Origin of the sequence: Pseudomonas sp. BF-B-30, from assembly GCF_019956305.1 — a bacterium.
Taxonomy (GTDB): Bacteria; Pseudomonadota; Gammaproteobacteria; order Pseudomonadales; family Pseudomonadaceae; genus Aquipseudomonas; species Aquipseudomonas jessenii.
Map to the genome: position 1 here is coordinate 1 of NZ_JAHBDG010000082.1, position 15,091 is coordinate 15,091.

General features: G+C 60.1%; 11 protein-coding genes. 8 read left to right on the forward strand and 3 right to left on the reverse strand.

Annotated elements, in window-relative coordinates; genetic code table 11:
• The 5 genes from KGB29_RS26920 to KGB29_RS26940 all read left to right on the forward strand — a co-directional run.
• Positions 1 to 287, forward strand: a 287-nt coding sequence (locus KGB29_RS26920; RefSeq protein WP_223508139.1) for an integrase core domain-containing protein, incomplete at its 5' end; no start/stop codon positions are given.
• A gap of 202 nt (positions 288 to 489) precedes the next feature.
• The gene (locus KGB29_RS26925; protein WP_150812706.1) at positions 490 to 1,521 is read left to right on the forward strand and encodes a histone deacetylase family protein; all 1,032 of its coding nucleotides are present in this window, start codon (positions 490 to 492) and stop codon (positions 1,519 to 1,521) included.
• Positions 1,522 to 1,532: 11 nt separating this feature from the next.
• Positions 1,533 to 2,633: a polyamine ABC transporter substrate-binding protein gene (locus KGB29_RS26930; protein ID WP_154860871.1), complete on the forward strand. Its 1,101-nt coding sequence runs from the start codon at positions 1,533 to 1,535 to the stop codon at positions 2,631 to 2,633.
• Positions 2,634 to 2,790: 157 nt separating this feature from the next.
• Positions 2,791 to 7,374 carry a dermonecrotic toxin domain-containing protein gene (locus KGB29_RS26935; RefSeq protein ID WP_154947935.1) on the forward strand — a complete coding sequence of 1,528 codons (4,584 nt, stop codon included), beginning with the start codon at positions 2,791 to 2,793 and terminating at the stop codon, positions 7,372 to 7,374.
• 27 nt (positions 7,375 to 7,401) lie between these two features.
• Complete coding sequence (locus tag KGB29_RS26940) at positions 7,402 to 8,085, forward strand: hypothetical protein (protein ID WP_150812703.1); 684 nt, start codon at positions 7,402 to 7,404, stop codon at positions 8,083 to 8,085.
• Positions 8,086 to 8,120: 35 nt separating this feature from the next.
• On the opposite strand, the gene KGB29_RS26945 is transcribed toward KGB29_RS26940, so the two are convergent.
• Entirely contained in the window at positions 8,121 to 9,674 is a 1,554-nt protein-coding gene (locus tag KGB29_RS26945; protein ID WP_154860868.1) for a PLP-dependent aminotransferase family protein, read from the reverse strand.
• A 92-nt stretch (positions 9,675 to 9,766) separates the two neighbouring features.
• On the opposite strand from KGB29_RS26945, the gene KGB29_RS26950 reads away from it, so the two are divergent.
• The 3 genes from KGB29_RS26950 to KGB29_RS26960 are packed head-to-tail and all read left to right on the forward strand — an operon-like array spanning position 9,767 to position 11,535.
• A complete protein-coding gene (locus tag KGB29_RS26950; protein WP_154909770.1) occupies positions 9,767 to 10,390 on the forward strand; it encodes an FMN-binding negative transcriptional regulator in 624 nt (207 codons plus the stop codon).
• Positions 10,391 to 10,400: 10 nt separating this feature from the next.
• The gene (locus KGB29_RS26955; RefSeq protein ID WP_154860866.1) at positions 10,401 to 10,847 is read left to right on the forward strand and encodes a GNAT family N-acetyltransferase; all 447 of its coding nucleotides are present in this window, start codon (positions 10,401 to 10,403) and stop codon (positions 10,845 to 10,847) included.
• 16 nt (positions 10,848 to 10,863) lie between these two features.
• Positions 10,864 to 11,535, forward strand: a complete 672-nt coding sequence (locus tag KGB29_RS26960; protein WP_154860865.1) for a GNAT family N-acetyltransferase — start codon at positions 10,864 to 10,866, stop codon at positions 11,533 to 11,535.
• Between the two features lie 209 nt (positions 11,536 to 11,744).
• Here the strand turns inward: KGB29_RS26960 and oadA are convergent, their stop codons facing one another.
• Positions 11,745 to 13,553 carry a sodium-extruding oxaloacetate decarboxylase subunit alpha gene (oadA, locus tag KGB29_RS26965; RefSeq protein WP_150812700.1) on the reverse strand — a complete coding sequence of 603 codons (1,809 nt, stop codon included), beginning with the start codon at positions 13,551 to 13,553 and terminating at the stop codon, positions 11,745 to 11,747.
• 11 nt (positions 13,554 to 13,564) lie between these two features.
• Entirely contained in the window at positions 13,565 to 14,980 is a 1,416-nt protein-coding gene (locus KGB29_RS26970) for an acetyl-CoA carboxylase biotin carboxylase subunit (RefSeq protein WP_150812699.1), read from the reverse strand.
• Positions 14,981 to 15,091 lie beyond the last annotated feature (111 nt).

The following is a 15,091-nucleotide window of genomic DNA, read 5'->3' on the forward strand; positions in this document are numbered from 1 at the left end:
TCCATTCGGATCAGGGCTGTCAGTACACCAGCCGCAAGTTTCAGGAAGAACTGAAGCGTCGAGACATATTGCAAAGCATGAGTCATCGCGGGCAGTGTTGGGACAACGCTCCAACAGAGCGATTTTTTGGCACGCTGAAATCAGAATGGGTGCCTCGTAGTGGCTACAGCAAGATCGAGGAAGCAAAAACCGATATGGTGCGCTTCTTCATGTACTACAACCGCACGAGGCTCCACAGCTACAACAACTATCTGTCGCCAATAGCCATGGAGCAAAAGGCGGCATAAGCACCGTAACCGGTGTCCGGGATTACTTGACCGGTTCAGCTTGCTCGCGATGGCGGCCGCGAGAGCTCCGCATTATCAAGGGGCGAATTTCGGTCAAATGTTTTGGCCGTATTGATCCCCTTTTGGCCTTTCCTGCCGTTCTCCGATTCGCCGTGCGCCGCAACACTGGGGGCAACCGAATCAGCCCTGCGGAGAACAACAAATGCTGACGATCTACTCTGACGATCACCACCTGCACCATGGCCGCTGCGAACTCATCGACGGCCAGCTCAAGCCGTGCTTCGAGATGCCATCGCGCGCCGATCATGTGCTGCAACGCGTGCAGAACCAAAACCTTGGCCCGGTCGAAGCGCCAAAGGATTTCGGTCTTGAGCCCATCGCGCGCATTCACAGCCGCGACTACCTCGACTTCTTCAAAGGTGCCTGGGCACGCTGGACCGAGTTCAACACCGACGGTGACCTGCTGCCCTACACCTGGCCTGCACGCACCTTGCGTGCGATCAAACCGACCAGCCTGCACGGCCAACTCGGCTATTACAGCTTCGACGGCGGCGCCCCGATCACCGCCGGCACCTGGCAAGCGGCGTACAGTGCAGCACAAGTCGCGCTCACCGCCCAAGCTGAAATCCAGCGCGGCGCCCGTTCTGCTTTCGCCCTGTGCCGTCCACCGGGACACCACGCCGCCAGCGATTTGATGGGTGGTTATTGCTACCTCAACAACGCCGCCATCGCTGCCCAGGCGTTCCTCGATCAGGGCCACAAAAAAGTCGCGATCCTCGACGTCGATTACCACCACGGCAACGGCACCCAGTCGATTTTCTACGAGCGAAGCGATGTGCTGTTCACCTCGATCCACGGTCACCCGGAAGCCGAGTTCCCGTTCTTCCTAGGCTATGAAGACGAACTGGGCGAAGGCGCCGGTGAAGGCTTCAACTTCAACTACCCGTTGGCCGCCGGTTCAGGCTGGGATACCTGGAGCGCAGCGCTGGAACAAGCCTGCAAAGAGATCGAAAGCTATGGCGCCGACATCGTCGTGGTGTCCCTTGGCGTCGATACCTTCAAGGATGATCCGATCTCGCAATTCAAACTCGACAGCCCGGATTACCTGGCCATGGGCAAGCGCATCGCCGGCCTCGGCAAGCCAACGCTGTTCGTGATGGAAGGCGGTTATGCGGTGGAAGAAATCGGCATCAACGCCGTGAACGTACTCGAAGGCTTTGAAAGCGCTCAGTGAGGAAAACAACAATGAACAGACTCAAGCGCTTTATCGCTCCCGCGCTGTGCGCCACGCTGCTCGGTGGTGCCGTGCACGCTGAAGAACGCACGCTGCGCGTCTACAACTGGTTCGACTACATCACCCCCAAGGCCCTGGAAGACTTCAAGGCCCAGAACGCCCAGACCAAACTGGTCTACGACATCTTCGACACCAACGAAGCACTGGAAGCCAAGCTGCTGACCGGCAACTCCGGCTACGACGTGGTGGTGCCGTCCAACGTGTTCCTTGCCAAGCAAATCGAAGCCGGCGTATTCCAGCCCCTGGACCGCAGCAAGCTGCCGAACTGGAACCACCTCGATCCCAAGCTGATGAAGCTGATCGAAGCCAACGACCCGGACAACAAATTTGCCGTGCCGTACATGTACGGGACCATCCTGATCGGCTTCAACCCGGACAAGGTCAAGGCAGCCCTGGGCGCCGACGCGCCGGTAGACAGCTGGGACCTGATCTTCAAGGAAGAAAACATCAGCAAGCTCAAGCAGTGCGGCGTCGCCCTGCTCGACTCGCCCTCGGAGATCCTGCCGCTGGCCCTGCAACACCTCGGCCTGGACCCCAACAGCAAGAAGCCTGCGGACTATGACAAGGCTGAAGCACTGCTGATGAAGATCCGTCCATACATCACCTACTTCCACTCGTCCAAGTACATGGCCGACATTGCCAACGGTGACATCTGTGTCGCAGTCGGCTATTCCGGCAGCTTCTCGCAAGCCGCCAATCGCGCCAAGGAAGCCAAGAATGGGGTGGTCGTCGACATGCGTTTGCCGAAGGAAGGCGCGCCGATCTGGTTCGACATGCTGGCGATTCCGAAGGGGGCGAAAAACCCCGAAGACGCCTACACCTTCATCAACTACCTGCTACAGCCGCAGGTGATTGCACCGGTCAGTGACTTTGTCGGTTACCCGAACCCGAACAAGGACGCCACGGAACTGGTCGACCCCGCAATCCGCAACAACCCGAACCTGTACCCGACCGATGCGGCGATGGGTACGCTCTACACCCTGCAACCGCTGCCGCGCGATGCCGAGCGCGCGCGGACCCGGGCCTGGACCAAGATCAAGTCGGGCACCTGATAACCGACGCGGGTTTATCCTGACCTGCGCTTGCGCAGGTCTTTTTTTTGCCCGCGATATTTATTTACCGCCAACGCCGCTATACCCGTCGCTACTTTGCAATGGACCGCGCACCGAACCTTCCACGGTGCCTGCTACCCTCACAAAGGATGTGACCATGACAAGTACCTCCAGCCCTTCGTCTGAAACCAGCCTCCCCTCTGATCAAGATGCCCTTCTCACCCAATTGGTAACCGGCCCCTCGATCAGGGAAGTCGCCACACATGCGCTGCAACCAGCCCTGAAAGCGCTGTACCCGAATTTGCAAATCGATCCCCGCCTGGCCATGGTGGTGACGCCGACCTGGATCTTGCACAATGGCAGTGTCGAGCCCGGGCCAAGGCACTTCGAGTCGCTGACAGACGCACTGGTGCGCCATGGCGTAGCGCGAACACCCGTGGTCTACCTCGACGGCGAGCACTACCTCACGCTGCAACCCCAGGAGCAGACACCGGCGCAACTGCCCGTCAGCATCGATGCCATCGGGCGTCTGCTCAACGAGTTGGCGCCGCTGCTGTTTGTCGCGTTTCAAGAGCAGCAGGTCGATTACTGGAACCAGTTCACCCGCGCATCGGCTCCACGCTGGCAGGCACTGTCCAAATCCTTGCGCGACCTGTGGAACATCGAAGCCAACCCGGACTGGGACAGCGACCAGCACGCCATGGCCGGCAAGCTTTTCGCCTACCCGGACAAAAACGCACGTCGTGCGCATGACCCTTATCAGTCACGCGCCTGCCTGATCGACCTGGACGGCCAAAGCGGCGCGGCTTCGACGCACATTAACATCGTCGACACGGCAGTACTGATCGGGACGCTGGGTAGCCGTACCCTGGTTCTCACTCACACCATCACCCGTGGCTTCCAGGCGTTTGACTCCTTGCAGGAACTGGGCGCGTCGTTGCTGGCCGACACCGATGGGCAAGTACAGGGAAATGTCCTGCATTGGCGCTTGATCGAACCGCCGGGCAATTATTTCGACCGCCTGGCGTGCAACCTGATAGCTCTGCAGGCCGATGCAATCGGTGCGCTGGCCAACGAACCCGCGGCGGCAAACCTGGACCTGGCGCCCCACGTCAGCCGTACGACCAAAGAACTCGACCCGACGGACAAACAGTCATCCTCGCGATTCAATCAGGTCGAGCAATCGCTGCCAGACTGGATGGCCGATGCGTCATCCACTGATCTCACCGCTTACAGCCGTCATCTGATGGATCTGGTGACGGTGCGCAATCAGAACGCCGGGAAGTCCTTTCTGGACGGGCTCAAACCGATCCGCGAATTTGCGCTGGATCGATTGCGCGAAGTCATGCTCGAGCAACATGCCGATGCCGCACATCTGAACCTGGCGGACATCGAGATCGTGGTCGATAGCCTGGTGGTCTGGGGCAGCTTTGTGCCAACGGTGGACCCTGAGCGCACCACCCTGAGCCTGGTCGACCTAGCGCTGCAAAACCTGATTGCCCTGCCGCAAGGCAACAAGTTCGTACGCAGTTCCAGCGCCGCCGCGCTGCCGCAGTGGATGACGGTGAGCTATCTGGAGGAACTGATTACACGCGTCGACATCGGCCAGAACTACCCGGCGCTGATCAAAAGCAAACTGCTCGCCGACCCCGTGGAAAACCTGCGGCGTCAAAACCTGTTCACCAGCCATTTGCGCGTCGAGTTACCGCTGCTGGCCTTGCAGCTGAAGATTCGCAAGCAGCATGGCATCGACGAAACCGGTTATCGCTATGTCGCCGCCGTGGTGCAAGTGCTCGACGCAAATCGCTGGGTGGATGGCCAGGAAATCGTGATTCGCCCACTGGCCTTCGCGCCAGGCTGGCGCATCGGTGGCGCCGCCGATGAAGTGACCAACATGTTCGTGATCGGGCCCCGGCAGACGGATAAGGGACCGTGCTTGCTTTACCGGCCAATGCTTGAGCAACCGCTGAGCCAGTATCCAACGCCGGCCAATTTGGTCTACGCCATCAAACACTCGCCGACGTTGCGCCATTCCGTTCTCGCCTGGCTGTCGGACGACGCCCGCGCCAACTACGCCAACTATGCGTTCACCGGGGACCGACCTTCGGTCTGGAGCATTTCTCAACTGCTGGCCGACCCGCTGACCTCCCTGCAAATGAGCGGCCCGATTTCCCTCGGCTCGCGGGTTCTCAGCGGCAATTACCTGGCCGTCCTGTACAAGGCCAACGTCAATGCACTGGTCGAACTGGCGCAACGGCAATCGTTGTCCAGCGCGCAAAATCGCTGGGCGATTTTCAAGCGGACAGCCTGGACGCTGCTTAACGCGGCGCTGCCCTTTCTTGGTCGAACCGTCGGGACGGCCGCCTGGATCTGGCAAGTACTGGATGACTTGCAGCAAACCCTCGATGCTGCCGACAGTGGCGACCAACAGCAGCAGAAATCAGCCATGACCGACCTGTTGCTGACCCTGGCCATGGTGCTTGCCCATCACGCCAGTACGCGTAATCCGCCTGCGCGCAGGGCCCAGGAAAAGCCCATTGCAACAGCGACCGAGCGACCGGAAAAACCGGCCCGACAACCTGTGACCGTCGTGCAATTACCCGACATCGTCAGCGAGCCCCCTCCTGTGCAACATCGCCAGACAGTGGCAACCGATGCGGCCTTGGACCTGACAAAAACCCTGGATCAGTTCAAGGTCACTCCACCCGAACAGCTCACACCGCCCGATAGTGGTAACGGCGTCTATCGCCACCTCTATCGAAAGGAAAACACCTTTTATGCGCCGGTGGGCGAGCGCTGGTTCGAGGTGGCCGTCGAGGACACGGGCGAAGTGTCGATCATCGACTCTCGTCAGCAGCCCGTTCGCAGCGGTCCGGCGCTGATCAGCAACCAACGGGGTGACTGGTTCGTCGACACCCGCCTGCGCCTGCGCGGCGGCGGTCTGTCGAGCCGACGCAAGGCACTGAAGCAACAAAACCGTGCACGCATCGCCGAACTCAAGAAGCAACTGGCCGAGTTTGACAATGAACGCGAGCGGGCACGTACAGAGCTGACGGACGCCCACAACGCCATGAAAAAATCAGTCGGTGACGAAGCACTGTCGGCCGCGCAAACGCAGTTCCTCGAGAAGCTCGAGCGCCGTACCCAGGAATACGCCGCCCCTATCGAGCAGTTGAAATCGCTGAACCTGCTCGAAACGGTGCCCAACTACCGAACCGCCATGGTCGAGATGCTCGGCACTCAATTGTTCTTCAACCAGACGTGGCTCGATCAGCACAATGCAACGTTTGCGCAGACCTTGAGGGAAAGCCTGGCGCTGCTCGATGCCGAGGAAACGGCAGGCGGGACCGGTAATTCTGCAACCTACCGGAAAATGGTCGACCTGACCGAGGGTGTGATCGGCAAAATAGAGTTTGCCCAATCGCGGCTCCATGACTTGAGTCGACTCGGTAGAAATGCTGCGGAAGTGGCCAGTACCTACCGGGCAAAACTGCCCGCTTTCAGCGTTAACGATCTCAAGGCGCTTCAGGTTTCGCTGGCCCGCGACGTCTGTCTGAAAGAAGGTAACAGTGCCGCGCTGATCGACGCCCGGGGCGCGTTCGAGCGCTTGCTCGATACCACCAACCTGGTCATACAGACCTCGCAAGAACTGATGCTGCAAAACAGTGCCTGGGCGGCAGTCGAACGTATCGAAGGCCTCAACGGCATGCTCGAACAGTTTGCCGCTATCGACCAAGCCTTTGAAGACTTCAGCCTCACCCACAAGGACGCGGTTCTGGAGCAACCGTTCAAACACGTACGTACACGGATCAGTGAATTCCAGCAGGACACCGAAGCCAATCTGGCGCAACTGCTGCGCGAACAACGGCCGGTAGAACCCCGACCCGGCCCATCAAAGCCCGCATCGGCATCGCGCAAACGGGTGGTCAAGACACGCTTCAAGGGTACGGTTGTGGGCGAAGTGCGTCCCTCTGCATCGGGAGAACCGATCCTGCTGGATGTGAAATCCCCCTTGACCGGCAAAGTGATCGCCACCTTTCACGAAAAAACACCCGGCGTCTGGATTGAGCGCGTGCAACCCCGACGTCGCCGCCCAACCGTCCAGGCGCCTGACCTCGACACGCAAATCGCTCAAGGCCAGACACTGCTCGACGGTGTGGACAACTTCATCCGGCAAACCGAAGCGAGCGCGAAAAAAACCGGCCGTATCCCGGTGGAAATCGAAGAGTTGTTCCAGCACAAAGCCGAGCAGCTCGACAAAAGCGCGAAGACGCTCGAGCAGACCCTGACCGCTTCGAATACGACCGACACCACGACAACACTGGGTGCTGACTTGAACGCGGCACGTGATCGACTGTATGCCGAGGGCTACCGGATCCGGGTCGAGATGATCAAGCAACAGCCGCCCACGGCCGCCCGCATCGAATGGCTATCAAGCAAAAATGAAATCGACGTCGTGCGCAGTGGTGAACGACGCCGACTCAAAGGCCCGCGCAAGGATTACCTGCAGGAGTACGAAATTCGCGAGCGAGGCACCGGGCAACCGTTGTGGTACGCCCATTTTCACTACGCCGCTTCTGATACGCCTGTCGAGGCGTTTACCGCCGCCCATTTGAAACTGCGTGATCAACGGATGATGGCCGGAGGGAGCGACCTTAATTCCGCTTCCAGCAGCCAGGTGATCGCCATCTATCGCAGCGCGATCAGCCCGCAACTGGCGCGCTCACTGTTCTTTTCGTAAGCCGCCACGTCAAAAAGGAAAATGACGATGACAGACCACCCAGAGAATACCCAAACCCCCGGCTTGCTAAAAAAGAGCCAAGTGAATTACCAGACCTGCAGGGGTCCCACTGTCGATAGCGTCGCCGCGCTGTTACTGCGCCAAGCGCTGAAGGTGCTGCAACCCGAGCGCGAGATCGGCCCCCGACCAAACCATGATCGGCACGCCTCAATGGCGGGTCCGCGACGGCACGCTCGTGGCCATGCCCACACAGTTCGAGTCGCTGACCCAGGCGCTGGTCCGAGCTCGGAGCTCAATGGTGCCGCCGTCCAGCTACGCGCTCAAGGCATCGGTATTCGCGCCAGCCTGATCAAGGATCGACAGCCCCGACAGGCGTACTTGCAGTGGCTGCTGGACAACGACCAGGTCCGTATCGTCCGCAACGAACAGGGACGAATCAAGACCAAAAAGCGCAGGGATTATTTCCAGGAGTACCAGGTGCTAGACACCACCAACAAGGATCAGCCTCTGCGGCTTGCGCACTTTCACTACGATTCGCTTGATGCGCCGATGGAGCAGTTCACGGCGGCGCACCTGAAAATCGCCGAAGCGCATCTGCAGCAGTTCACGACCGAACGCCGCCAGGTACTCACGACTCTGGCGCCAATCGACTACGTGCTGCGACGTATCAGCGACCCGAATCTGTTCCTCAAACTCGAAACTCAACCCTGATGAACGACTGCGGGCGGACTGCTGGTCCGCCCGCTTCATCGAGCGCGCCACGCCTCTCGCAATCGCTCCAGCGCCGCCTCGACCGACTTTTCGGGCACCGCCGCAAAGCCCAGTACCAACCCGGCGCGTTGATCGAAGGGCGTGGTGGATTCCGGCAGCCAATAGCTGCTCAAACCGTTGATCTCGACATCGACACTGCGCGCCAATTCGATCAGTTCCTGTTCGCGCGCCACGCTTTCGACTGGCACGGTCATGTGCAGCCCGGCAGCGACTGTGGGCAACGGGCCAACGCCGGGGATATCCAGCGGCCAACCACTGAGCAGCGTATTGCGCCGACTCAGTGCCGCACGGCGCATGCGGCGGATATGCCGCTGGAAGTGTCCGGCCGCCATGAACTCGGCCATGACTGCCTGCGTGCTGACCTCGGAGTGGCGCACATCCACGGCACGACGCTGGGAAAACGCGTCCACCAGCCCCATTGGCAACACCAGATAACCCAGGCGCAACGCCGGAAACGCGACCTTGCCGAACGTGCCGACATACAACACTCGCCCATGACGATCGAGTGCCGCCAAAGGCGCCAATGGCGCACCGCTGTAGCGGTACTCGCCATCGTAATCATCCTCGACGATCCAGCCTTGGGTGCGCTCGGCCCAGGCCAGCAACTCCAGACGGCGAGCGAGGCTCATCACCACGCCAGTCGGGTATTGATGTGACGGCGTGACATAGGTCAGGCGGCAATCACTGAGCCCCGCCAGCTCACCGCAGTTGATTCCCTCGCTATCCACCGCTACCCCGTGCAAGCGCGCCCCGGCCACGGCGAAGGCATGACCCGCCGCACGGTAGCCCGGATTTTCGATCGCCACCCCATCGCCCGGCTCCACCAGTAGCTGTGCACAAAGGCTGATTCCCTGCTGCGCACCACTGGTGATCACAATTTGTTCAGCCGTGCACTGCATGCCCCGCGAGCTGCGTAGATACGCCGCGATCATCCCCCGCAAGCGCGCATCACCTGCAGGGTCGCCGTAGCACAGCTGCTGGAAATCCGGTTTACGCCAGAAAGCCGCATTCAGCTTGGCCCAGACCTCGAACGGAAACAGATCGAACGCCGGAACACCAACCCGAAAAGCCTTGGGCGGACCACTGGGTGGCATGGGTAAATGGTTCTTTTCAACGCGAGTCAATGCACCACTGTGGATAACTTTGCTGGATGAATCCACAGGTAAATCGAGCCGATTTGTGGATAAGGTTGTGGGTAACCCTGTTGAAAACCCTGTGGATACTTTTGTGGATAGTTTTTTTGCCGGCACGGTTGCCTGGGGCAGTTGCGCGACATAAGTCCCATCGCCTACCCGCCCTTCGATAAACCCTTCAGCGTAAAGCTGATCGTAGGCGCGCACTACGCTGTTGCGGGAAATCGCCAGCGCGGATGCCAGATCACGACTGGCAGGCAGACGCGTACCGCTGGCCAGTCGCCCGTCCAACACACGCGTGCGCAATGCCTGGTAGAGCTGACGACTCAGCCCCTGGCGGCGATCAAGTTCGATACCTGCCGGGTTGAAGGTCAGGGACAGTGGTTCGCTAGTCATCACAATGGACCTATGAAATTGGTCATTAATGGCTCTTACAACAGACCAATAGCCTGCCTAGGATGCAGACATTCGCCAAGGGAAATATCTCCATGTACACGCCACGTGCTTTTGCCATCGACGAGTTGTCCCAACTGCATGAACTGATCCTCGCCACCCGTCTCGCCATATTGGTGACCCACGGTGAAAGCGGCCTGCAAGCCAGCCATGTACCAGTGCTGCTGCATTGCGAGCAAGGCTCGAACGGCACGTTGTACGGGCATCTGGCCAAAGCCAATCCACAGTGGAAAGACCTGCGCGACGGCGCCGAAGCCCTGCTGATTTTTGCCGGTGCCGACGCCTACGTCAGCCCTGGCTTCTACCCGAGCAAGGCCGAACACGGCAAAGTCGTACCAACCTGGAATTACGTCGCCGTCCACGCCTATGGTCGCGCCGAAACATTCAGCGATGGCGGGCGGCTGCTCGACATCGTCAGCACCCTCACCGATCGTCATGAGGCCGGCCGCGCCCAGCCGTGGTCAGTGGCCGATGCCCCCGCCGATTACATCGACGGCATGCTCAAGGCCATCGTCGGTTTCGCCATTCCCATCGACCGCCTGGAAGGCAAGCGCAAGCTCAGCCAGAACCGCAGCCCCGCCGACATCGCCGGCGTGCGCAAAGGCCTGGCCGCCAGCCCCGACCTCAACGACCAAACCCTCGCCCAATTGATGCGCTAAGGAAATCACCATGAGTCAGATCGACATTCGCCAAGTCACCGCCGGTGATCACGCGGCATGGTTGCCGCTGTGGCAAGCCTACCTGCGCTTCTACAACACCGAACTTGCAGATACCGTCACTCAAAGCACCTGGCAGCGCATGCTCGACCCGAGCGAACCGACCCACGCCGCCCTCGCCTGGGCCGATGACAAAGCGGTGGGCATGGTGCACTTCATCTACCATCGTTCGAACTGGGCAATCGAAAACTCCTGCTACCTGCAAGACTTGTTGGTGGTCCCGCAAACCCGTGGTACCGGCGTCGGCCGCCAGTTGATCGAGTTCGTCTACACCACAGCCAAGGCCGACGGTTGCAACAAGGTCCACTGGCTGACCCACGAAACCAATGCCACCGCGATCCAGCTCTACGAGCGCATCGCCGAACGCCCCGGTTTCATCCAGTTTCGCAAAGCCATCTAGGTTCAAGGAGAACAACATGTCGATTTCACTCGCCGACTGGAAAGGCGTCCCGCCCCCCACGACTCAACTGCTCGAAGGGCGTTACATCCGCCTGGAAAGACTCGACCCGGCGCGCCACGGCGACGACCTGTTCAAAGCCCTGCAAGGCCCGGGCGCTGACCCGAAGTTGTGGGACTACCTGCCTTACGGCCCCTTCCCGGAGCGCAGCGTCTTCAACGACTGGCTGAACAACCACGCGACCAGCAGCGATCCGTATTTCTTCAGCGTGATCGACCGCGTCAGCGGCGAGGTCCAGGGCATTCTCAGCCTGATGTCCATCGTCCCGGCCCAGGGCCGCATCGAAATCGGCCACGTCACCTTCGGCGCCCCGATGCAGCGTTCGCCGAAAAGCACCGAGGCGGTTTACCTTCTGGCCAAGGAATCCTTTGCCCTGGGTTACCGTCGCCTGGAATGGAAATGCAACAACGCCAACGCTCGCTCCAAATATGCTGCCGAGCGTTTGGGCTTCAGTTTTGAGGGTGTGTTCCGCCAGCACATGGTGGTCAAGGGGCAGAACCGGGATACGGCGTGGTATTCGATCCTGGATTCGGAGTGGCCGGCGATTGGTGCGGGGTTTGAAAAGTGGCTGAGCGATGAGAACCAGACCGGTTCGGGGCAGGTGAAGTCGTTGGTGGAGTGTCGCGGGTAATCGACACCCACTTCACTGATGGGACACAGTACCTGTGGGAGCGAGCTTGCTCGCGATGGCGGCATCACATTCAGCAATTGTTGAGACTGATGTTCCGCTATCGCGAGCAAGCGCGCTCCCACAGGGTTTTCAGGCACGGATTTGCAGGCATAAAAAAAGGGGAGCACATGCCCCCCCGAGGTATAAAGCGTTGTATCGAGGCTGTTAACTCAGCCTTCGATCTCGATCAGGATCTCGCCCGGGTTCACCCGGTCGCCCTTGGCCACGTGAATGGCGGTGACTTTACCGGCGATGGCTGCCTGGACTTCTGTTTCCATCTTCATCGCTTCGGTGATCAACACGGCCTGGCCTGCCTTGACGGTGTCGCCCTCCTTGACCAGCACGTCGACGATGTTGCCCGGCATGGTGGTGCTGACGTGACCCGGTGCAGTGGCTTGCTTGCGCTTGCTGCTGCCGCCGCCGACGAATTCGTTGAGCGGCTCGAACACCACTTCTTCCGGCATGCCGTCGATGGACAGGTAGAAGTGACGCTTGCCTTCGGCCTTGACGCCAACGCCGGTGATGTCGACGCGGTAGGTTTCACCGTGAACGTCGATGACGAACTCGGTCGGCACGCCTTCGCCACCGGCAGAGGCCACGCCACCCGCTTCAGGAATCGGCAGCAGAACCTCTGGCGTGAGGGTGCCAGCAGCGCGTTCCTCGAGGAACTTGCGACCGATGTCCGGGAACATGGCGAAGGTCAGTACGTCTTCTTCAGACTTGGCCAGAGCGCCGATGTCGGCACGCAGCTTGGCCATTTCCGGCTTGAGCAGGTCGGCCGGGCGAACGTCGATCACTTCTTCGCTGCCGATGGCCTGGCGACGCAGTTGTTCGTTCACGGTGCCCGGCGCCTTGCCGTAGCCGCCTTGCAGGTACAGCTTCACTTCGTTGGTGATGGTCTTGTAGCGCTCGCCGGCCAGCACGTTGAAGAACGCCTGGGTACCGACGATCTGCGAAGTCGGGGTCACCAGCGGCGGGAAGCCGAGGTCTTCACGAACGCGCGGGATTTCGGCCAGCACTTCGCTCATGCGGTTGAGCGCGCCCTGCTCTTTCAACTGGTTGGCCAGGTTGGAAATCATCCCGCCCGGTACCTGGTTGACTTGAACACGAGTGTCGACGGAGGTGAACTCGCTTTCGAACTGGTGGTACTTCTTGCGCACCGCGTAGAAGTACAGACCGATCTCTTGCAGCAGTTCCAGGTTCAGGCCGGTGTCGAACTCGCTGCCTTTAAGGGCGGCGACCATCGACTCGGTACCCGGGTGGCTGGTGCCCCATGCGAAGCTGGATATCGCGGTGTCGATGTGATCGGCACCGTTTTCGATGGCCTTCATTTGGCACATCGCGGCCAGGCCAGCAGTGTCGTGGGAGTGAATGAACACTGGCAGCGATTGCTCGGCTTTCAGAGCCTTGACCAGTTCGCCGGTGGCGTACGGGGTCAGCAGGCCGGCCATGTCCTTGATCGCCACCGAGTCGCAACCCATGGCCTCCATTTGCTTGGCCTGGTTCACGAACGCCTCGATGGTGTGCACCGGGCTGGTGGTGTAGGCGATGGTACCCTGGGCGTGTTTGCCGGCGGCTTTCACCGCTTCGATGGCCACGCGCAGGTTACGCACGTCGTTCATGGCGTCGAAGATGCGGAACACGTCGATGCCGTTGACCGCTGCCTTGGCCACGAAGGCTTTGACCACGTCGTCGCTGTAGTGGCGGTAGCCCAGCAGGTTCTGGCCGCGCAACAACATTTGCAGGCGGGTGTTAGGCAGCGCGGCGCGCAACTGGCGCAGACGCTCCCACGGATCTTCTTTCAGGAAACGTACGCAGGCATCGAACGTCGCGCCGCCCCAGCACTCCAGCGACCAGTAGCCGACTTTGTCGAGCTTGTCGCAGATCGGCAGCATGTCTTCGGTGCGCATGCGGGTGGCGAGCAGCGATTGGTGGGCGTCGCGCAGGATAGTGTCGGTAACGTGGATTTGTTTGCTCATTGTTCTATTCCTCACAGGCCTGCGTGGGCGGCGATGGCGGCGGCGATGGCCAGGGCCAGCTCTTCGGGTTTGCGCTTGATCGAGTAGTTGGTCAGTTCAGGGTGGCTTTCAACGAAGCTGGTGTTGAACTGGCCGCTACGGAATTCCGGGTTACGCAGGATTTCCTGGTAGTACGCGGCGGTGGTCTTGACCCCTTGCAGACGCATGTCATCCAGGGCGCGCAAGCCACGGTCCATCGCCTCTTCCCAGGTCAGCGCCCACACCACCAGTTTCAGGCACATCGAATCGTAGAACGGCGGAATGGTGTAGCCGGTATAGATCGCCGTATCGGTGCGCACGCCGGGACCGCCGGGCGCGTAGTAACGGGTGATCTTGCCGAAGCTGGGCAGGAAGTTGTTTTTCGGGTCTTCGGCGTTGATCCGGAATTGCAGCGCGAAACCGCGGTGCACGATGTCTTCCTGTTTCACCGAAAGCGGCAGGCCGGAGGCAATGCGGATCTGTTCGCGAACAATGTCGATGCCGGTGATTTCTTCGGTGATGGTGTGTTCCACCTGCACCCGGGTGTTCATCTCCATGAAGTACACCTCGCCCTCGGCGAGCAGGAACTCCACGGTGCCGGCGTTCTCGTATCCCACGGCCTTGGCTGCGCGCACCGACAGGTCGCCGATATAGGCGCGCTGTTCCGGGGTCAACTGTGGGCTTGGGGCGATTTCGATCAGCTTCTGGTTGCGGCGCTGGATCGAGCAGTCACGTTCGAACAAGTGCACCACGTTGCCGAAGCTGTCGCCAAGAATTTGCGCTTCAATGTGCTTCGGATTGACGATACATTTTTCCAGGAACACTTCCGCCGAACCAAAAGCCTTGGTGGCTTCGGAAATGACACGTGGGAAAGCCTGTTCGAGTTCTTCACGGCTGTTGCAGCGACGAATGCCGCGACCGCCACCACCGGAAGTGGCCTTGAGCATCACCGGGTAACCGATGCGATCGCCTTCGGTCAGAGCTTCTTCGATGCCCGACACGTTGCCTTCGGTGCCTGGGGTCACCGGTACACCGGCCTTGATCATGCTGCGACGGGCTTCGGTCTTGTCGCCCATGCGGCGAATCACTTCAGCCGACGGGCCAATGAACTTGATCCCGCGTTCGGCGCAGATCTCCGCCAGCTCGGCGTTTTCCGAAAGGAAGCCGTAGCCTGGGTGCAGCGCATCGCAACCGGTTTCCACAGCCAGGTTCACCAGCTTGCGCGGGTTCAGGTAACCGGCCAGTGGCTCGGCACCAATGCTGTGGGCCTCGTCCGCTCGCTTGACGTGCAAGGCATGACGGTCGGCATCGGAGTAGATCGCGACCGAGCGAATGCCCATTTCGGCGCAGGCACGTACGATTCGTACGGCAATCTCACCACGGTTGGCGATCAGGATCTTTGTTATCACTTGGAGTTTCCCTTGAGCCGGTGGTACCCACGACCTGCTAAACCCAGGTCGACGCGTGACCAAATGTTTCAATTTGGTCGCAGGTCCACACTAGCGTCCACAAGGGATTAA

Excerpts from the sequence above, each read along its gene's own strand:
- KGB29_RS26960 (WP_154860865.1), top strand. The coding sequence starts at position 10,864 with ATGTCGATTTCACTCGCCGACTGGAAAGGCGTCCCGCCCCCCACGACT.
- KGB29_RS26940 (WP_150812703.1), top strand. The coding sequence starts at position 7,402 with ATGACAGACCACCCAGAGAATACCCAAACCCCCGGCTTGCTAAAAAAG.
- oadA (WP_150812700.1), bottom strand. The coding sequence starts at position 13,553 with ATGAGCAAACAAATCCACGTTACCGACACTATCCTGCGCGACGCCCAC.
- KGB29_RS26955 (WP_154860866.1), top strand. The coding sequence starts at position 10,401 with ATGAGTCAGATCGACATTCGCCAAGTCACCGCCGGTGATCACGCGGCA.
- KGB29_RS26935 (WP_154947935.1), top strand. The coding sequence starts at position 2,791 with ATGACAAGTACCTCCAGCCCTTCGTCTGAAACCAGCCTCCCCTCTGAT.
- KGB29_RS26930 (WP_154860871.1), top strand. The coding sequence starts at position 1,533 with ATGAACAGACTCAAGCGCTTTATCGCTCCCGCGCTGTGCGCCACGCTG.
- KGB29_RS26950 (WP_154909770.1), top strand. The coding sequence starts at position 9,767 with ATGTACACGCCACGTGCTTTTGCCATCGACGAGTTGTCCCAACTGCAT.
- KGB29_RS26945 (WP_154860868.1), bottom strand. The coding sequence starts at position 9,674 with ATGACTAGCGAACCACTGTCCCTGACCTTCAACCCGGCAGGTATCGAA.
- KGB29_RS26925 (WP_150812706.1), top strand. The coding sequence starts at position 490 with ATGCTGACGATCTACTCTGACGATCACCACCTGCACCATGGCCGCTGC.